The sequence below is a fragment of the Streptomyces sp. NBC_00299 genome (assembly GCF_036173045.1).
GTDB lineage: Bacteria > Actinomycetota > Actinomycetes > Streptomycetales > Streptomycetaceae > Streptomyces > Streptomyces machairae.
Window position 1 is genome coordinate 2398963 of the sequence record NZ_CP108039.1, and the last position, 17530, is coordinate 2416492.

18 protein-coding genes are annotated in these 17530 nt (G+C 71.0%); 6 read left to right on the forward strand and 12 right to left on the reverse strand.

The features are described from left to right. Positions 1-152 precede the first annotated feature (152 nt). Positions 153-671, reverse strand: a complete 519-nt coding sequence (locus OHT51_RS10375; RefSeq protein ID WP_328878629.1) for a YceI family protein — start codon at positions 669-671, stop codon at positions 153-155. 97 nt (positions 672-768) lie between these two features. On the opposite strand from OHT51_RS10375, the gene OHT51_RS10380 reads away from it, so the two are divergent. The 3 genes from OHT51_RS10380 (at position 769) to OHT51_RS10390 (ending at position 3304) form a co-directional block, all read left to right on the forward strand. Next, entirely contained in the window at positions 769-1260 is a 492-nt protein-coding gene (locus tag OHT51_RS10380) for a MarR family winged helix-turn-helix transcriptional regulator (protein WP_328878630.1), read from the forward strand. A gap of 362 nt (positions 1261-1622) precedes the next feature. After that, entirely contained in the window at positions 1623-2111 is a 489-nt protein-coding gene (locus OHT51_RS10385; RefSeq protein WP_328878631.1) for a DUF6174 domain-containing protein, read from the forward strand. A 158-nt stretch (positions 2112-2269) separates the two neighbouring features. Then, positions 2270-3304, forward strand: a complete 1035-nt coding sequence (locus OHT51_RS10390; RefSeq protein ID WP_328878632.1) for an alcohol dehydrogenase catalytic domain-containing protein — start codon at positions 2270-2272, stop codon at positions 3302-3304. Positions 3305-3444: 140 nt separating this feature from the next. Here OHT51_RS10390 and OHT51_RS10395 read toward each other — a convergent pair whose 3' ends face one another. The 5 genes from OHT51_RS10395 to OHT51_RS10415 form a co-directional block, all read right to left on the reverse strand. Then, a complete protein-coding gene (locus OHT51_RS10395; protein WP_328878633.1) occupies positions 3445-4797 on the reverse strand; it encodes an MATE family efflux transporter in 1353 nt (450 codons plus the stop codon). Positions 4798-5100: 303 nt separating this feature from the next. After that, positions 5101-5700, reverse strand: a complete 600-nt coding sequence (locus tag OHT51_RS10400; RefSeq protein WP_328878634.1) for a hypothetical protein — start codon at positions 5698-5700, stop codon at positions 5101-5103. Positions 5701-5777: 77 nt separating this feature from the next. Continuing rightward, positions 5778-6149, reverse strand: a complete 372-nt coding sequence (locus OHT51_RS10405; RefSeq protein ID WP_328878635.1) for an STAS domain-containing protein — start codon at positions 6147-6149, stop codon at positions 5778-5780. Positions 6150-6414: 265 nt separating this feature from the next. Next, entirely contained in the window at positions 6415-6672 is a 258-nt protein-coding gene (locus OHT51_RS10410; protein ID WP_328878636.1) for a hypothetical protein, read from the reverse strand. A gap of 5 nt (positions 6673-6677) precedes the next feature. Beyond that, positions 6678-7283, reverse strand: a complete 606-nt coding sequence (locus OHT51_RS10415) for a DUF5994 family protein (RefSeq protein WP_328878637.1) — start codon at positions 7281-7283, stop codon at positions 6678-6680. Between the two features lie 418 nt (positions 7284-7701). Here OHT51_RS10415 and OHT51_RS10420 point away from each other — a divergent pair, with 418 nt between their 5' ends. Then, positions 7702-8175 (forward strand): DUF5994 family protein, encoded by a 474-nt coding sequence (locus OHT51_RS10420; RefSeq protein WP_328878638.1) that lies wholly within the window; start codon positions 7702-7704, stop codon positions 8173-8175. On the opposite strand, the gene OHT51_RS43325 is transcribed toward OHT51_RS10420, so the two are convergent. From OHT51_RS43325 to OHT51_RS43335, 3 genes are read right to left on the reverse strand one after another with little or no spacing between them, the layout of a single operon-like run. After that, positions 8151-8615 (reverse strand): hypothetical protein, encoded by a 465-nt coding sequence (locus OHT51_RS43325; protein ID WP_443052455.1) that lies wholly within the window; start codon positions 8613-8615, stop codon positions 8151-8153. The genes OHT51_RS10420 and OHT51_RS43325 overlap by 25 nt on opposite strands. Continuing rightward, entirely contained in the window at positions 8546-8929 is a 384-nt protein-coding gene (locus OHT51_RS43330) for a hypothetical protein (protein WP_443052456.1), read from the reverse strand. Before OHT51_RS43330 ends, OHT51_RS43325 begins: the two co-directional genes overlap by 70 nt. Continuing rightward, positions 8896-9105, reverse strand: coding sequence for a hypothetical protein (locus tag OHT51_RS43335; protein WP_443052457.1), 210 nt, complete (start codon positions 9103-9105; stop codon positions 8896-8898). The genes OHT51_RS43330 and OHT51_RS43335 overlap by 34 nt, the downstream gene beginning before the upstream one ends. Positions 9106-9331: 226 nt before the next feature. Between OHT51_RS43335 and OHT51_RS10430 the strand changes: the two genes are divergently transcribed. Together OHT51_RS10430 and OHT51_RS10435 are read left to right on the forward strand one after the other, a co-directional pair. Continuing rightward, positions 9332-9604: a hypothetical protein gene (locus tag OHT51_RS10430; RefSeq protein WP_328878639.1), complete on the forward strand. Its 273-nt coding sequence runs from the start codon at positions 9332-9334 to the stop codon at positions 9602-9604. Positions 9605-9840: 236 nt separating this feature from the next. After that, on the forward strand, positions 9841-11631 hold the full coding sequence (locus OHT51_RS10435) for a SpoIIE family protein phosphatase (protein ID WP_443052703.1): 1791 nt from the start codon (positions 9841-9843) through the stop codon (positions 11629-11631). A gap of 40 nt (positions 11632-11671) precedes the next feature. Here the strand turns inward: OHT51_RS10435 and OHT51_RS10440 are convergent, their stop codons facing one another. From OHT51_RS10440 to OHT51_RS10450, 3 genes are all read right to left on the reverse strand, one after another. After that, positions 11672-12841 (reverse strand): acyl-CoA dehydrogenase family protein, encoded by a 1170-nt coding sequence (locus OHT51_RS10440; protein ID WP_328878641.1) that lies wholly within the window; start codon positions 12839-12841, stop codon positions 11672-11674. An 884-nt stretch (positions 12842-13725) separates the two neighbouring features. Then, positions 13726-15054, reverse strand: a complete 1329-nt coding sequence (locus tag OHT51_RS10445; protein WP_328878642.1) for a class I SAM-dependent RNA methyltransferase — start codon at positions 15052-15054, stop codon at positions 13726-13728. A 169-nt stretch (positions 15055-15223) separates the two neighbouring features. Further along, the gene (locus OHT51_RS10450; protein WP_328878643.1) at positions 15224-17281 is read right to left on the reverse strand and encodes an APC family permease; all 2058 of its coding nucleotides are present in this window, start codon (positions 17279-17281) and stop codon (positions 15224-15226) included. Between the last annotated feature and the right edge of the window lie 249 nt (positions 17282-17530).

Sequence of the window (17530 nt, forward strand, 5' to 3'; positions counted from 1 at the left end):
ATCGCGACGGCCACGGGGACGCCTCCGTTGCACCTGCGGGTGACGTCGGTGCGGTGGGCGGCCCCAACGGTTCGTTCTCCCCCGCCGTCCGGGCGTACGGATCCGGCTGCGGGCCTTCACGGCCGTACCGCAGACGCTGTCGAGCGCCGACGTCAGGCTGCGGCCGTCCGCGTGAAGCGGAGCGTGGTGGCGATCGTCGTGAGGCCGCGCATCATGCCGAGCTGGTTCCAGCTCATGCCGAAGTGCTCGCGGTCCACGGAGAACTCGGCGTCCAGGGTGAGCGACCCGTCGTCGGCGCCGACGAGGCGGCCGGTGAAGGAGCTGGGCCGGCTGATGCCGCGGACGGTGAGCTGGCCGACCACGTGCACGCCGTCACCGTCGCGGAGCTCGGCGCTGCGGACCGCGAAGGTGATCTCGGGGTGGTTGGCGGCATCGAGGAAGTCGGCCGAGCGCAGATGCTCGTCGCGCTTGGCGTTGCGGGTGTCCAGGGAGGCGGCGTCCAGGGTGATCGCTCCTACGGCGGAGCCGTCGGGCCGCACCTCGCCGTTGCCGGTGACGGCGGCGAAGGCGCCCTTCACGGTGACCAGGCCCCAGAACGTCTTGTGCCGGACGGCGACGGTGGAGGTGGTGCTGTCGAGCTGCCAGGTTCCGGTTTCGACGGCGACGGTCATGATCTCACTCCTGAATCCGTATGAATCCGTAGTCCAAATTTGGATGACCTCACGCTAGCCGATACTCCAAAATTGAACAACAGCTACACTCGAATCCATGGCCGCCATCCCCGACATCCCCGACTGCCCCTCCGCCTCCGGCGACGGGCTTCTGCCCGCCGAGCTGCACGCCTGGATGCTGATGCTGGCCGCGACGGGGGCCGTCGAGCAGGAGCTGCGCTCCGTCGTCAAGGAGCGGCTGGACGTCTCGCACGACGAGTTCCTGGTCCTGTGCCTGCTCGCCGCGGACCCCGGGGAAGCCCTGCGCATGACGCGGATCGCCGAGCTCCTGGGCCGGCCCAAAACCCGGCTCACCTACCAGATCGCCTGCCTCCAGCACGCCGGCCTCGTCACCCGCAAATCGGTGTGCGGCGACAAGCGGGGCGTCGAGGTCGCCCTCACCGAGAAGGCCCGGGGCCTGCTCAAGGAGGCCTCCGGGGTCCTCGCCGAGACGGTCAAGGAAGCCCTGGCCCGGTTCATGGGCCCCACCCAGCGCCAGGCGATGTGCGCGCTGATGCCCGACTTCGCCGCGGAGGCGACGCCGGAGTAGCCCGCGGGCGGCGGCCGAGTCGTCGCAGCGCACCTCCGGCCGGCCCGCACTCGTCGTACGACGCCAACGGCTCGCGCTCCGTCCTCCACCTCGGCCGCCTCGGCCGCCTCGGCCAAGTGCCGCTGGCCAGGCGACGGGAGCCCCGTCGAGGGGTGGCACGCTCGCGGACGCCGACGGGGTCGCCGCTGCCACGGCCGACGCCTTCGGGTCCGAGCCGTTGTCCGCCTTGGCCGAACAGCCCGTGATCACGGCCGCGGTCGCCACGAGCCCTCCGGCGAGAACGCGCGGCTTTCTCCACTGCGCCGAACGTTCCTCAGAGGGCGGGCGTCATAGCGGTAGCCGCCTTCGAAGGGACTGCCGCCATGGCCGCCGTATCCCGGTCCACCCGTGCCGTGTTCAGTGCCTCACTGATCGGAGGGCTGCTCTGCGCGGCCGCCGCGTGCGGCGCCGAGACGGCGAAGAGCACGTCGGCTCACAGTCGGTCCAACTGGCAGGAGCCCTCCGCCTACACCTACACGCTCCGCTCCAGCGAGGGGGAACGGGCCTTGATCGGCACCTTCCGGATAACCGTCCGCGACGGCGCCGTGGTCAAGACGGTCGGCCTGGACGACAGCGGACGACGCGTGGCGCGGGACATCCCCGACGCGGTACCCACCATGGGGGAACTCCTGGCGGAACTGGAGCAGGCACGGCTGGACGACGCGGACGTGGCCGAGGCGGAGTACGCGGCTGAGGGGCATCCGGTGCGGATCTCGCTGGACTGGGAGAAGGACGCGATCGATGACGAGGCGCTGTATGTCATCAGCGCCTACCGGCCGATCGGCGACCAGGGGGACGGTCGGTCTCACTAGGCCAACTGGCCCATCGCCATGAGCGCCGCCACCCGGCTGAGGGACATGGTCGAGGCACGAACACCGACACGGAGCCGACCACCGATCGACCTCGCCGAACGCGCCGCCCTGCCCGCCCCACAGGCCGGCCGCTACCCCTGTGCACCAGGAGAGACCTCATGCGAGCAGCACTCATGTACGGCGCCGGCGACGTCCGCGTCGAGAACGTCCCGGACCCGGAGCTCCAGAACCCCACCGACGCCGTCGTACGCGTCACGGCCTCCTGCATCTGCGGCAGCGACCTGTGGCCGTACGCCCAGATGCCGGCAACGCCTCAGGGGCGCCGAATGGGACACGAGTTCCTCGGCGTGGTCGAGGACGTCGGTTCGGAGGTGTCCGGGTTCAAGCGCGGGGACGTGGTCGTGGCGCCCTTCGTGTGGGCCGACAACACCTGCGACTTCTGTCGTGACGGGCTGCAGACCTCCTGCCGCCACGGCGGCCAGTGGGGCTCGGACGGCGTCGACGGCGGCCAGGGCGAGGTCGTGCGCGTGCCGCAGGCGCAGGGAACGCTGGTGAAGCTGCCGGTGGCCGAGGACTCGACGCTGGTGCCCTCCCTGCTCACGCTCTCCGACGTGTACTGCACCGGCCACCACGGCGTGGTGACCTCGCGGGTCGGGCCGGGGAAGTCGGTGACGGTGATCGGCGACGGGGCGGTCGGCCTCGGCGCCGTCCTGGCCGCCAAGCGGCTCGGCGCCGAGCAGATCATCCTCATGGGCCGCCACCGGGGCCGCACCGACCTCGGCCGCGAGTTCGGCGCCACCGATGTCGTCGCCGAGCGCGGCGACGAAGGCATCGAGCGAGTGCGGGAGTTGACCGGCGGCGACGGCACCCACGCGGTCGTGGAGGCCGTCGGCGCCGAGCAGTCGATGCACACCGCTCTCGGCATCGTCCGCGACGGCGGCGCCATCAGCCGGCTCGGGGTGGCCCAGTACACGGACGTGCCGCTCGGGATGGACACGATCATGAGGAACATCACCGTGACCGGTGGCGTCGCTCCGGCCCGCGCCTACATCGAGGAACTTCTGCCGGACGTGCTGGACGGCACGGTCGAGCCGGGTCGCGTGTTCGACCGCACCATCGGCGTCGACGACGTCCCGGACGGCTATCGGGCGATGGCCGACCGCAGTGCGCTCAAGGTCCTGATCCGGCCCTGAGGCGGGCCTCGCGTCGACGGCAGTTCGACGTCCGGATCGAAGCCGGGATACCGCGGCCGGTCTCTGCGGCGACGCGGACCGTGCCGGGGTCCGGCCGGCGCCGATGAGGATCACTTCCGGTCGGAGTGAGGGGGGGGACATCAGGCGGCGAGGCCGGGCTGCTCGGCGGCGAGACGCGCGCTGTGCCGGTGGAAGATGACGGCCTTGGTGACCGCTTGGAGGAGGTTCGCGCAGATCAGTGCGGACCACAGGGCGGTGAGCCCGCCCGCCTCGGCCACCGGGACCGCGCTCAGGCGCAACAGGCCGAAGAAGGCGGCAGTGGAGACCAGGCTCGGGAAGGTCCGCTTCAGCCCGAGCATGCCGAAGCCGGCGATCGCCTGGAGGGCGTCGGTGACCACCACGGCGAACACGAGCGGGAGCTGGTCCTCCAACTGCGGCCGCAGGGCGGCGTCTTCGCTGAAGAGGGGAACGATCCAGTGGCCGAAGACCACGAGGACGAGACCGAGGGTGCCGACGCCGCACAGCGCGACCCCGCCGCCCGCGACGACGCTGCGCCGGGCCCCGGCAACGTCGGCGTCGCGTGCCGCGCCCGCCACCATGGGGACGGTCGCCTGTCCGATCGCCACGGCAAGCGTGTAGATCAGGTTGACCAGGGTCTCGGACACCCCGTGCACGGCGGCCTGTTCGGTGCCGAGCCGGGCGGCGGCGAACGTCAGCACGCCGAGGACCACGAACTTGATGAGCACGGTTCCGGCGAGCGGGATGCCGACCCTGGCGAGCCGGAACACCTGCGGCAGGTCGGGGCGTCCGGGGCGCAGTGACTGGCCGGCCAGCACCGGGAGCCGGTGCAGGGCGAGTTGGACCCGAAGGGTGGTGACGAGGCTGGACGTCAACATGGCGATGCCGGCTCCGTTCAGCCCCAAGGCCGGCAGGGGTCCGGTGCCCGCGATGAGCCCGATCGACAGAAGCACGGCGACGGCGGTGCCGACGAGTCCGGCCCGCATGACGAGTTTGCCCTGTCCGAGGGCGACCAGGACGGAGATCGCGGAGGCGCCCACCGACGTCGACAGCACGGCGACGGCCAACAGGTAGGGGAACGCGCCGAGATGGCCGAGGGTGGACTCGGGGACTCCGGTCGCGCGTCCGATGACCGGCACCCCGGCCACGGCGAGGGCGCCGAGCAGACCGATGATGAACCCCAGCCACATTCCGTTGCGGACCAGCGGTGCCATACGTTCGGGGTCGTCCTCGTGCCGGCTGACGAACGGCATGACGCCGCGCAGGGCTCCGGTGACCGTGGCGGTCGCCGGGCTGTAGACGGCGATGGTCACGGCGAACGCGGCGAGCGAGGACGTCGCGTGTCTGCCGAGCAGGACCGTGTCCACCAGGGCTCCGGCAGAGGACGCGACCATCGTGAGGTAGAGCGGCAGCGCGGTCGTCGCGATCCTGCTGAATGGCTTCTGGCGCCGCTTGGTCGTGGTGGTTTCGGCCATGGGTCCTTTCCTGTCGGTTCGGCCCGCTCGCCTTCTGCTCCGACGCCTATCCTTTCCGATCCAGCGCCCGATCGAATGATGTGGCTATAGCGATGGCCAGTTCACGTTCCGAACCGAACAGATAGACCCCGTCGAGGAGCGGACCGTCACGGCCGTTCCTTCCGACATCCCCGTCATCCCGCACGGCACCCCGCGAAGCCGCGGGTAAGCCGCGCTTCCCGGTGGAAGATCCGCAAGGCGGGAGATCCGCGACGACATCCATGCACGACACTCTGCGCCCCCGACCCGACCGCACGTTGGCTGTCAGTCGGGCCGTTGGGTGCGGTTTTCGTGGGCCAGGCCGTCCGGGCGGGCGGACGTGCGCGGGCCGAGAGGAAGGACCAGAGCCCGCAGCAGCACAGGGGCCGACGGCCGGAGGGCCATGGGATCCGACGGCCGACGGATCGCCCCGATGTCGCGCCATCCCCACGACAGGAAGGCGTCGAAGACCGGAGCGTCGGCTTGGTCGACCAATGTCGCCCCGAGCGAGGCGTGGTGGTCGGCGAGCAGCCGTTCCTGGAGCCTGCGGGCGAGGCCGTGGTCGTCCGTATGGGGATGCACCACGATCTCGGTGATCGCGAAGACGTGGCCGGACGCGGTGAGCTGTTCGATGCTCTGCGGAAGGGGCCCGTCGAACCCCCTCCACCAGGTCCCCTCCCGCGGTACGGGGAATCCGTAGGCACACCCGACGAAGGCCGTGTCCTCCGCGATCAGCAGGGCGAATCCGGCCCGCCGGATGTCGCCGGCGAGCCTGCGCAGAAACGCCTCCCGGCCTCGGTATTCCTGGCCTGCCTGCGCGCGCGAGGACTCCACGTACAGGTCGGCCAGGTCCTCCCGCAGTGTCTCCGCCTGCCAGCGGTTCACTCGGCGCAGACGTACCGCGTGGGCGGGAGTCGATGTGCTTCCCCCGCCCCCTGGCGGCACCCGGCGGGGCGGGCCCGTCACGGCGCACCGCCCGCGGCAGCGGGAATCCGGCGTGACCGTGGTCGAACTGCGTGGAGCTCATGGAGCAGGAACCCGGTGCCGGTGATCTCGATGATGCGGGCCAAGGCCGGTGGCGGATAGTGCAGTCGGAGGATGGTGCCGGCATCGGTGGCGAGCCGGGATGCGCTGAGGAAGGCGTTGAGTCCGCTGGCGTCGCAGAAGGTGACCGCCGTCAGATCGACGTCGGCGGAGCGGATGCCGTCGCGCAAGCATGCGGCCAGCGCGGCGCGCACGACAGGGGCGGTGGTGAAGTCGATCTCGCCTGCGAGGGTGATCAGCGCGCGAGTGGTGCGGTCGTGCCGGTGGACGTTCAGTTGTGGGTGGGGCACGGCTCCTCGGTTCTGACTGCAGAGGGCCCGTCGGGGAGTGCCGCGTGGCGGGGCCGGTCCGGCCCTCGCGGCATGTTGCCGATAGGGGGGGGAGGTACGCGGTGACGGCACCGTCGGAAGCCTGATCAGCGGACGGGGCCGGAGGGCGGTGGGGCGCAGGACACAGCCCAGGACCCCGGCCTGTCATGTGCCGTGCGGCGGCCGGGGTCCTGGGCTGCGGACGGTGTCTTCGGTTCGGTCGGTGCTGTCAGTTCGGTCGGTGCTGTCAGTTCGGTCGGCTCGGTCTGTTCGATCCGCTCAGGCCGCCCTCATGAGGGCGGCGGCGCCCCGCGGTGCCGCTCGCTCCCGCCCGGCCGTGGGCCTTACGCGGAGCCAACGGGTCCGGTCCCGGGATCGGCATCCCGTAACGGCCGTAGTGGAAGGCGGCCATGCCGTCACTGTGCTGCAAGTTGAGCAAGTGGATGAGGAGCACCCCGAAGGCGATCACCGCGAGGGTCACGACCACGATCACGAATGTCTGCACTGTCCTCACCTCACCATCGGCTGATGCGGCAGCGCGGCGGTCACGGTCGGGATCCGGGGACGCGCGGCCGGATCGCGGGCCTCATGGCCTCCTTCGGAGTCCCAGACCGCTTCCACGGCCCGGTCCGTCTCGGACACCGTCCGCAGGCGCGCCGCCTCCTCCATCAACCGGCTCGCGGTCGACGTGCCCAGCGGGTCGCTCGCGGCGGCCATCAGCCAGGTGGCGGAGACGGGAGTCGTCTGCGGCGGCACCACCAGGAGGTTCCAGCGGCCCGCGCGGTACGAGAGCAGCAGCAGTTCGTGCGGGTCCTGCTCGGCCAGGAACCAGCCCACCTTCACCACGTGCCCGGCGACGGACACCTTGCGCGGAACGACCGGCCAGTGGGTGGGGTTCACCGTGACCCGGGTGATCCGCCCCCACAACGGATCCAGTACGGCCGTCAGGGAGGGGAGTTCGGACTCGAGATCGCGGGAGCGCGGCCACCATGCGCCGTCCAGCAGAGCCGGTGCGGGGCCGGTGGGAGCGAGCGACAGACGGAGAGAGGGCGAGGAGAAGGCGCGGTCATCGGCTTCGGCTTCGGGCGTCGGCGGGAGGGAAATGGTCGCAGTCATGACGCGAACCCTGCCCCGGGCCGGTCATGACCGGCCCGGCGTATTCAATCGCCGAAAACGACACGAGCTGGAAGCCTGTGCGCGAAATATCCTCGGTGATTTCAGCGTACTCCTCGAACAGGCCCAACGGACCGAACGGCCAACGGAGAAACGGTCCCATGCGTCCCTGCACGGGGCCTGCGCCCCAAAGGCAACAGTCCGGTCCGCCCTGGTCCTGCGGGGAGTAGCGTGAAGTCATCGGGAGCACTTCGTACATCGGCTCCGATGCCGGTGCCGTTCCCGGTGAGTGACGACACCGGGCAGCTGTTCTCGCGCAGGAGTCCGGAGACGGGTTTGCGCGATGTCCGCGACCACCTCTCACGCCCCGCTGCGGGCCGTTCCCTTCAGGGCCCCGACCGCGCGCCTCTCGTTGAGATCCGTGAGCTCTTCCGCAGGGCCCACCGAGTTGGACGGCGCCTGGTGGCCCCGTTCACGTGACCTGCCGAGCGAGCTCTCCGCCTTGGCGGACGTGCTGGACCCGCTGTGGGGGCGGATCACCCGTATCGCGGTCGACCCCCGCCACTGGCCGACCCTCCCGCCCCGGATCGTCGTCAACGGCCATGTGGTGAAGGTCAGTTGGTTCACCTCCGAGCTGGATCCGCACGGGATCACGCTGCTGTCCTACACCGCAGGCCGATGGGACCTTCTGGTGATCCCCCCGGAGACCGGCGCCTCCTCGGCAGCCCGGCTGATGGCCGCCGCGAGTGCGGACACCGGACCGCCGACCACCGCGACCGCCCTCATGACGGCGGAACGGGCCCGCCACGCACGGGGGGCGAGGGCCGTGAAGGGCCGGAGCGGCGGTGCCCTCTCGTCCCACGGCCGGAATCAGCAACGAGCAGCCGGGACGTGACTGCACGCACAACGCGTCGCCCGCCGCGGCCGGGCAGCGCAGGGGCGGGGTCCCGTCCCACGGGATCGCCGGCGGCGCCCGCCATGAGCGGCTCCGTGGGTCAAGACCAGCATCCGGCGGGGCACCGCTTGGTCAGGCGCGGCGGGCCGCGACCCGATCCGCCGTCGGCGGGCGCAGGTGGGGTCGGCGTGGTGGAGGTTGTGCCAGCTCTCGCCGAAGGAGAGCAGGGCGAGGGGCCACAGGTTGGTGCCCCGGTCGTGGCGCCGGGTGCGGAACGGGCGCTCACCGATCAGGTGACAGAGCGAGTTCACGCTCCAGGTGACGTGGTGGAGCAGCGCGATGCGCACAAGTCCCGCCCACAGCAGGGCGGTTACGCCGTACACCCACGTACCGCCGATGGCCCAGCCCACCGCGAACGGCAGGCGAGCGTGAGGACACACAGCGCCGGGAAGGCGCGGGCGACGGCACGGGTGTCGCGATCGGCGAGGAGGTCGGGGGCGATGGGGGTCCCCCCGCGCGAGCGAAGCCGAGAGTGGGGGAGCTCCGGCGGCGTCCGGTCGTTGCGGAACAGCCAGCCGACGTGCGCGTGCAGCAGCCCGCGCAACTGGCCGCGCAGATGCGTGCCGTAGCGGTGCGGCGAGTGCGGGTCGCCGGGCCGTTCGGTGACCGCGTGGTGGCGTCGATGGGTGGCGACCCAGCCGATGACGTCGCCCTGGAAACTCATCGACCCGGCCACCGCGAGCGCGATGCGCACGGGACGGACGGCCCGGTAGCCGCCGTGGTGAGGCCGCGGTGGAAGCCGACCGTGACTCCGAGACCCGTGATCGTGTAGAGGACGGCCGCGAGCACGATGTCGGCGGGATGGATGAGACTCCCCCACAGCAGCCGGCCGAGCAGGCCGAGCGCCACGAACGGCAGGACGACGATCACCGCCGTCACCGTGACGTACAGCCGATCACCGCCGGCGCGGGCGCGGCGCCGGGCCGTCCGGCGGGAAGGGGGACGTCCCGTCGTAGCCCTGGGACGGCGGGGCGGGGTCCGACGGCGTGACCACCGCGTCCGTTTCGGAAGCGGCATCACGTTCACCCGGACAGAGCCCCCGATGAAACCCACTGGTCGTGGGCAGGTATTCGGGCCGGCACGGGTGGTGGCAACCATGGCGACACTGCACCAGCGGAAGAGCTACCGCGAAGCGATCATGAAAATCCTGTACGAGGGCATGGAAGGCAGAGGCCTTCCTGATGCTTCCGGGGCCAAGCTGCGTGACGATCTGGCGATCCCAGAGCAGGATCTGGCCGCGGCCTGCACTTATCTGGTGGGCGAAGGACTTGTCACGGTCCGCTGGGCCCATGGAGACACACCCGCGACCGTCACGCTGACACATCAGGGGATACGGCTCATGGAGGCCGAGGAGGAGGATCGCGGCTGACCCGGCGGGCCCAACGCCAGAGGGCCGGTACGGGAGGCCCTGGCCACCGGGACGGCGGCGGGCGAGCAGGACCTCGTGTCGGCCGTGCGAGCCGGTTCCCGTCAGGGGACCATCGGTACTGGGGACCATCGGTACTGAGAGCCGTCGGTACTGAGGGCCATCGGTACTGACGTGTCGGTTCCCCTGATGCGCCCGTGGTCTTCGGTCGGAGGCTGCCATGGCTGGAGGGCGGCGTGGTGAAGGATGCGGTGCCCGGTGCGGGAGGGGAAGGGCAGGCGTGGCCGTCGGCCGAGCCGGACTTCTGGCGGCAGGTCGTCGAGCAGCTGAGCACGGCCCTGATGGTGGTGGATCCAGCCGGCCGGATCCTCGCAGTCAACTCGGCCGCAGAACGGCTGCTGGGCCGAGCCACCCGTGCGATACGCGGGAAGGACGCGCACGAGCTGCTGCACCGGGACACGGACGGCGGCCCGCTCCTGCGGGAGCAGTGCCCGCTGCTCCGGGCACTCACCGAGGGGGCCGCCGCGCGCGGGGAGGGCGACAGCTACGTGCGCGGTGACGGTCGCCTGGTCACGATCTCGTGGTTCGCCTCTCCCCTGACGGACGGCGGCTCGTTCAAGGGCATGGCCGTGCTGTTCACCGACATCACCGGCGACCGCCGCACGCCCCGGGAGCGTGCGGCCTACGCGAGTGCCCTGGAGGACCTCAACGAGCGGCTGACGCTGGTCGCGGAGATCACCGACGTCCTCGGCCAGACCCTGGAGACCGACGATGCCCTCGTCCGGCTGGGCCGCCTGCTGGTTCCCCGCCTCGCCGACTGGGCGGCGGTGGACCTCCGGACCGGTTCCGGGCGGGTCCACCGGGTGGCGGTGACCGGCCCCGCGGGCCGGGACGCCAGGCTGGAGGGCGGGCGCGAGCGCCTTCCCGAGACCGGGGAGGCGGACCGCTCGGCTCTTGTCCAGGTGCTGCACGGAGGTGATCCCGTACTGCAGAACGAGCAGAACGAGCAGCACGCTCAGGGCGGGCAGGACGAGCAGGACGCTCATTCCGCGCAGGACGAGGCGGAGGCGACCGCATCGCCCGGCTCTCCCCTCGCCGCCGCCCACAGCGACTTCCTGCGGACGGTGGGTGCGACATCCGCCATCACGGTGCCGCTGGGCTCCAGTCGGCAGATCACCGGTGCCCTGACGGTGGTGCGCACCGATCCGGCGCATCCCTTCGACGCCGCCGACCTGGAGGTGGTGAGTGACATCGGCCGCCGGGTCGGTCTGGTCATCGACAACGCACGGCGGTTCGGCCGCCAGCGCGCCGTCGCCGAGGCCATGCAGCGCAACCTGCTCGCCCCGCTGCCCCAGCCCGGCCGTCTGCGGCTGGCCGCCCGCTACCAGCCCGCCCCCGCAGGCTCCCAGGTCGGCGGCGACTGGTACGACGCGTTCGAGCTGAAGGACGGCACGCTCGCGCTGGTCATCGGCGACGTCGTGGGCCACGACCTGACCGCGGCCGCCGGGATGGCCCAACTGCACGGCATCCTGCGGTCACTGGCCTGGGACCACACCGGACCGCCCGGCGCCGTCGTCGACCGCCTCGACGACGCCATGCCCGCCATCACCACCGTCCCCATGGCCACCCTCGTCCTCGCACAGGTCGAGGGCGACCCGCACACCGGCCCATGGACACTTCACTGGACCAGCGCCGGACATCCGCCGCCTCTTCTCCTGCCCCCCGGCGGAGACGCGCGGTACCTCGAAGCCGGCCAGGGACTCGTCCTCGGCGCCCCGGTGGGGACCGGCGGGGGCCGGCCGGACGCCACGCATCCCCTGCCGCCGGGTTCCACCCTGCTGCTCTACACCGACGGGCTGATCGAAATCCCAGGCAGCGACCTCGACACCGGCCTGGACCGGCTGCGTCGCCACGCCCTCGCGCTCGCCCACACACCGCTGGACACGCTGTGCGACCAGCTGCTCGCCCGTATGCCGCCCGGCAGCACCGACGACGTGGCCCTGCTCGCCCTGCGTCTGCCGGAGCTGTGACGGAGGACGTAGGCAGACCACGTCACACGGGCACCGATCCTCATGTGTCCAGACCACCGCGCTTGACGAGCTGGCTCGCGATGACGTTCCTCTGGATCTCGTTCGTGCCCTCGCCGACGATCATCAGCGGGGCGTCACGGAAGTAGCGTTCGACGTCGAACTCGGTGGAGTAGCCGTAACCGCCGTGGATGCGCACGGCGTTGAGGGCGATCTGCATGGCGGTCTCGGAGGCGAACAGCTTCGCCATGCCCGCCTCCATGTCCACCCGACGGCCGGCATCCGCCTCCCGGGCCGCGTACAGGGTGAGCTGACGGGCCGCCGTCAGTGAAGTGGCCATGTCCGCCAGGTAGTTGCCGACCGACTGGTGCTGCCAGATCGGCTTGCCGAACGACTCCCGCTCCTGGGCGTAGGCGAGGGCGTCATCGAAGGCCGCCCGGCCGACGCCGAGGGCGCGTGCGGCTACCTGGAGACGGCCGGTTTCCAGCCCCTTCATCATCTGCGCGAAGCCCCTGCCCTCCCCACCGCCGAGTACGGCCTCGGCCGGGGCCCGGTGGTCCTCGAAGGTCAGCTCGCAGCTCTCCACGCCCTTGTAGCCGAGCTTGGGCAGGTCGCGGGAGACCGTCAGCCCGGGACCGTGCTCGACCAGCAGGATCGAGATGCCCCGGTGGGCGGGCACGGCGTCCGGGTCCGTCTTGCACAGCAGGGCGATCAGGCCGGACCGGCGGGAGTTGGTGATCCAGGTCTTCGCCCCGTTGACCACGAATCCGCGATCGCCGTCCTTGCGGGCGACCGTGCGGATGGCCTGCAGGTCCGAGCCACCGCCCGGCTCGGTCAGGGCCATGGTCGCGCGGACCTCGCCAGTGGCCATCTTCGGCAGGTACCGGCGCTTCTGCTCCTCCGTGCCGAAGTGCAGCAGCAGCTTGGCGACCACGGTGTGGCCGCCCATCGCGCCCGCCAGGCTCATCCAACCGCGGGCCAGTTCCTCGGTGATCAGGACATAGCACGGGGTGGAGACGGGAGTGCCGCCGTACTCCTCCGGGACGGCGAGGCCGAAGACGCCGAGCCGCTTCATCTGCTCGATCAGAGCCTCGGGATAGGTGTTCGCGCGCTCCAGTTCCCGGACGACCGGTTTCACCCCCCTGTCGACGAAGTCGCGCACCGTGTGGACGACGAACCGCTCGTCCTCGGACAGGATGTCGAGAGTGCTCATGCTGTGGCGTTCCTCGCTGGTGGCATGGTGGCGGCGTCGGCCGGTGTTCGCCGGCGAACACCGAGTGGCCCGCGGCACGCTCCGTTGGACCGCACCGAACTTCGCACGTCGCATGACCCCGATCCTCTCCGCCCGCAGCCTCCTCTTCGTGCCGGGACCGGTCCCCGTACGTTCGTGCGGTTGCACAGGGCGAGCCAGGCCGCGGCGTTGTCGCGGACCAACGCGCCCGGGACCTCGTGGTCCGAGGCGGACCTGCGCGTGGCGGCCGACCACGGATGCCCGGTCATGGTGCCCAAGGCAGAGGACTCCGCCGTACTGGCCGACCTGGCCCGCGGGACGGCAGGCCGATGCGACTTCGTCCCGCTCATCGAAACCGCACTCGGCATGAAACGCGGGCGCGCGCGGTGTGCGCCACACAGGGCGTCGCCCGTGGCGGCCGCCGCCACGCCCATGGTCGCTTCGTGCGCGAGGACCTGTAGGCAAACCTCACGGGCGCAGAATGGACCGACGCCCCGCCCATGACACCGGGTCAGGCAGCAGCTCTACGGATCTTGCCGCTTCCTACGGGCTGCCTGCGTAGCATCAGCCTCCCGGCTCCTTCGTGCCCGCGGCGTCGGAGCGGTGACCGGAGAATCCTTCTCCGTGGCACTTGGCCTGACGGCGTGCGGCTCGCGCGCCTCGATCCCCTCGGTCCCGGGGATGGGGTCCGTCTGTATCGGTGCGGGAGCGGAGTTCGTCCCTACCGACCTGCCTCCGGTACGTGATCGCCGGTTGGGCGGTCGCCCAGACCTGCTGGGGTCCACCGGACCTCCCTGCCACCGGATCCATGTGCTGTGCGGAGGGAATCAGGTCGAGGGAACCACTCGGGCTGGCGAACCTGCAGTTCAGGCCCCCTTGGCAGCAGGCTCGAGAATCGCCACGCACTCCACATGATGAGTCATCGGAAACAGATCAAACGCCCGCAGCATCCGCACCCGATACCCCCCCTCCCGGAAGTACCCCAAGTCCCGGGCCAACGCCGCCGGATCGCAAGCCACATACGCGATGCGCCTCGCCCCCAGGGACGCCAGATGCGCCACCGTCTGCCGGCCGGCGCCCGCCCGCGGCGGGTCCAGGACGATCAGGTCCACCTCGGTGATCCCCGTACGCGGCAGTACCGACTCGACCTTGCCCTGCTCGATCCGCACGCGGTCGAAGTCGGCCAGGTTGTGCCGGGCGTCCTCCACCGCGCGCTTGCCGGACTCGATGCCGAGGACCGCGCCCTTGTCGCCGAGGCGGTCGGCGAGGGCGCCGGCGAAGAGGCCGACGCCGCAGTAGAGGTCGAGGGCCATCTCACCCTTACGGGGCAGCAGGCCCTGCATGACCGCCGTCACCAGGGTGTCCGCGGCCTTCGGGTGGACCTGCCAGAAGCCGCCGCTGCCGACCCGGTGGGTACGGCCGTCCGCGCGTTCGCGGACGAAGGGGCGGCCGTGGACACGGTGGACGCCGCCGTCCTTCTCGCCGACCCGCATCACCGAGACCGGCCGGTCCAGTTCGACGATCGGCAGGCGCCCGCCCGGCCTCGGCGTCAGGATCACCTGGCGGTCCTGCGAACCGGTGGCCGCGATCGCCTCGACACCCGCCATGCCGGTCCAGTCGCGCTTCTCGATGCCGAGTTCGCTGACGCCCTCGGCGGCGATCATGCAGTGGTCGATCGGCTCGACGTCGTGCGAGCGGTGCCGGCGCAGTCCGGCGTGGCCGTCGGCGTCGACGGCGTACTGCACGCGCGTCCGCCACTGCGGCACCTGCCCGGCCGGCAGCTTGTCGCCCTCGGCCGGCATGACCGTGCCGTCCCAGCCGATGTCCTCGGGCGTGAGTCCCGCGAGCCGCTGCAGCTGCTCGGCGATGACCTCGCCCTTCATCCGGCGCTGTGCCCCCGGCTTGGCGTGCTGCCAGTCGCAGCCGCCGCAGCGGCCGGGCCCGGCGAAGGGGCAGGGAGCCTCGATGCGGTCCTTGGACGCCGACAGGATCTCGACCGCGTCGGCGCGCAGGAAACGGTCGCCCTCATCGCCCTCGGTCACCCGGGCCACGACGCGCTCGCCGGGCAGGGTGTGCCGGACGAACAGGACCTGGCCCGCGTCCGTGCGGGCGATGCAGTGCCCGCCGTGGGCGACGGGGCCGATCTCGACCTCGTACTCCTCCCCCACCAGCGACTTCTTCTGTTCTGCCTGCATGGTGGGGTGACTCCAGATCGAGAGGCGGGACGGCGCGGCCCTCGACGGCGCTCTTCAGCGGCCCGGGCCTGACAACAGCCCACCAGTCTACGTGCTCCCGACCGCGCCCCCGGCCCCTGTCAGCGCTGGGCTCCTGTCAGCGCTGGGCATCCGTCAGCACTGGGCCCCGTCAGCGCTTGGCGTCCGGCTCCGCAGGCTCCTTCACCCGCTCCTGGGCCGGCCCCCGCCGCACCGCTCCCGGTGCGTTCCAGTCCTGCCGCTTGCGGGCCCGGGCCTTCGCCGCCTCGGACGACTGGAGCTGGTAGGGCACCGAGGTCACCATGATGCCCGGCGTGAACAGCAGCCGGCCCTTCAGCCGCAGTGCGCTCTGGTTGTGCAGCAGATGCTCGTACCAGTGGCCGACGACGTACTCCGGGATGATCACGGACACGGCGTCGCGCGGGGACTCCTTGCGCAGCCCCTTCACGTACTCGATGATCGGCCGCGTGATCTCGCGGTAGGGCGAGTCGAGCACCTTCAGCGGTACCTCGATCCCACGCCGCTCCCACTCCTCGCGCAGCGCCTTGGTCTCCGCCGGGTCGACGTTGACGCTGAGCGCCTCCAGGGTGTCCGAGCGCATCAACTTGGCGTAGGCCAGGGCGCGCAGGGCCGGGCGGTGGATCTTGGAGACCAGCACGACCGAGTGCACGCGGGACGGCCGTACGCTGTCGTCGCTCGGGCCCTCGGGGGCGGCGAGTTCCTCGGAGACGTGGTCGTAGTGGCGGCGGATCGCCGTCATCACGCCGTAGAAGATCACCATGCCGAGCAGCGCGACCCAGGCGCCGTGCGTGAACTTGGTGACGAGCACGACGATCAGGACCAGGCCGGTGAAGAAGGCTCCGAAGGTGTTGATCGCGCGGGAGCGGATCATGTGGCGGCGCTTGGCCTGGTCCTTCTCCGTCCTCAGCAGACGGTTCCAGTGGCGGACCATGCCGGTCTGGCTGAGCGTGAAGGAGACGAACACGCCGACGATGTACAGCTGGATCAGGCGGGTGGAGTCGGCGCCGTAGACCCACACCAGCAGCATGGCCGCGCCCGCCAGCAGCACGATGCCGTTGGAGAAGGCGAGCCGGTCGCCGCGGGTGTGCAGCTGGCGGGGCAGATAGCGGTCCTGGGCAAGGATCGAGCCGAGCACCGGGAAGCCGTTGTAGGCGGTGTTGGCCGCCAGGAACAGCACCAGCGCGGTGGCCGCGGCGAGCACGATGAAGAAGAAGCTGCCCTTGCCGAAGACGGCCTCGGCGACCTGGGTGATCACGGGGTTCTGGACATAGCCGGAGCCGACCGCGACGCCGTCCTTGATCAGGTCGACGGCCGGGTTCTCGGCCATGCGGACCTTGGTCACCATGGCGAGCGCGATGATGCCGCAGAACATGGTGACGGCCAGCAGGCCCATCATCGCCAGCGTGGTCGCCGCGTTCTTCGACTTGGGCTTGCGGAAGGCCGGCACGCCGTTGGAGATCGCCTCGACACCGGTGAGCGCGGCGCAGCCGGAGGAGAAGGCGCGCAGCAGGAGGAAGACGAGCGCGAAGCCCGCGAGCCCCTGGTGCTCCGGCTTGATCTCGTACGACGCCGTGGGTGCCCGCATGGTGTCGTCGAGGATCAGCCCGCGGAACGCGCCCCACGCGATCATGATGAAGACGCCCACGACGAAGACGTACGTCGGGATGGCGAAGAGGCCGCCGGACTCCCGGACGCCGCGCAGGTTCATCACCGTCAGCAGCAGGATCACCGCGGCGGCGCACTCGACCTTGTGCTCGACCACGAACGGGATCGCGGAGCCGAGGTTCTCGATGCCGGAGGAGATGGAGACGGCGACGGTCAGGACGTAGTCGACGAGCAGGGCGCTCGCGACCGTCAGGCCCGCCTTGGGGCCGAGGTTGGTGGTCGCCACCTCGTAGTCACCGCCCCCGCTGGGGTAGGCGTGCACGTTCTGCCGGTAGGAGGCGACCACGGTGAACATCAGCACGACGACCGCGACCGCGATCCAGGGGCTGAAGTGGTACGCCGACACGCCCGCGATGGAGAGGACCAGCAGTACTTCTCCGGGCGCGTATGCCACGGAGGACAGCGGGTCGGAGGCAAAGACGGGCAGTGCGATGCGCTTCGGCAGGAGCGTTTCCGCCAGCCGGTCACTGCGCAGCGCGCGCCCGATCAGAATCCGTTTGGGCACGTCGGTCAGTTTGGACACAACAGAGAATCGTAGGCCCCCTGCCTGGGCCGGAGCACATCCGGGTGAAATCACGCGCGGCGCCGGGGTGAATTCCGGGCCGCGCTCGCGCCTCGCGCCGATCCGTTCGGCGCCGCCATGCCTCCATGACCTGCGCCTGAACGCTCATCACCCCGTCTCAACGCTCATCACCACCGGGAGACCTCATGTCGCAGACGACCGCTCAGCTCGTCGGAGTCCTCGTCTCGCTCGCCGGCCTCGGCGTCCTGA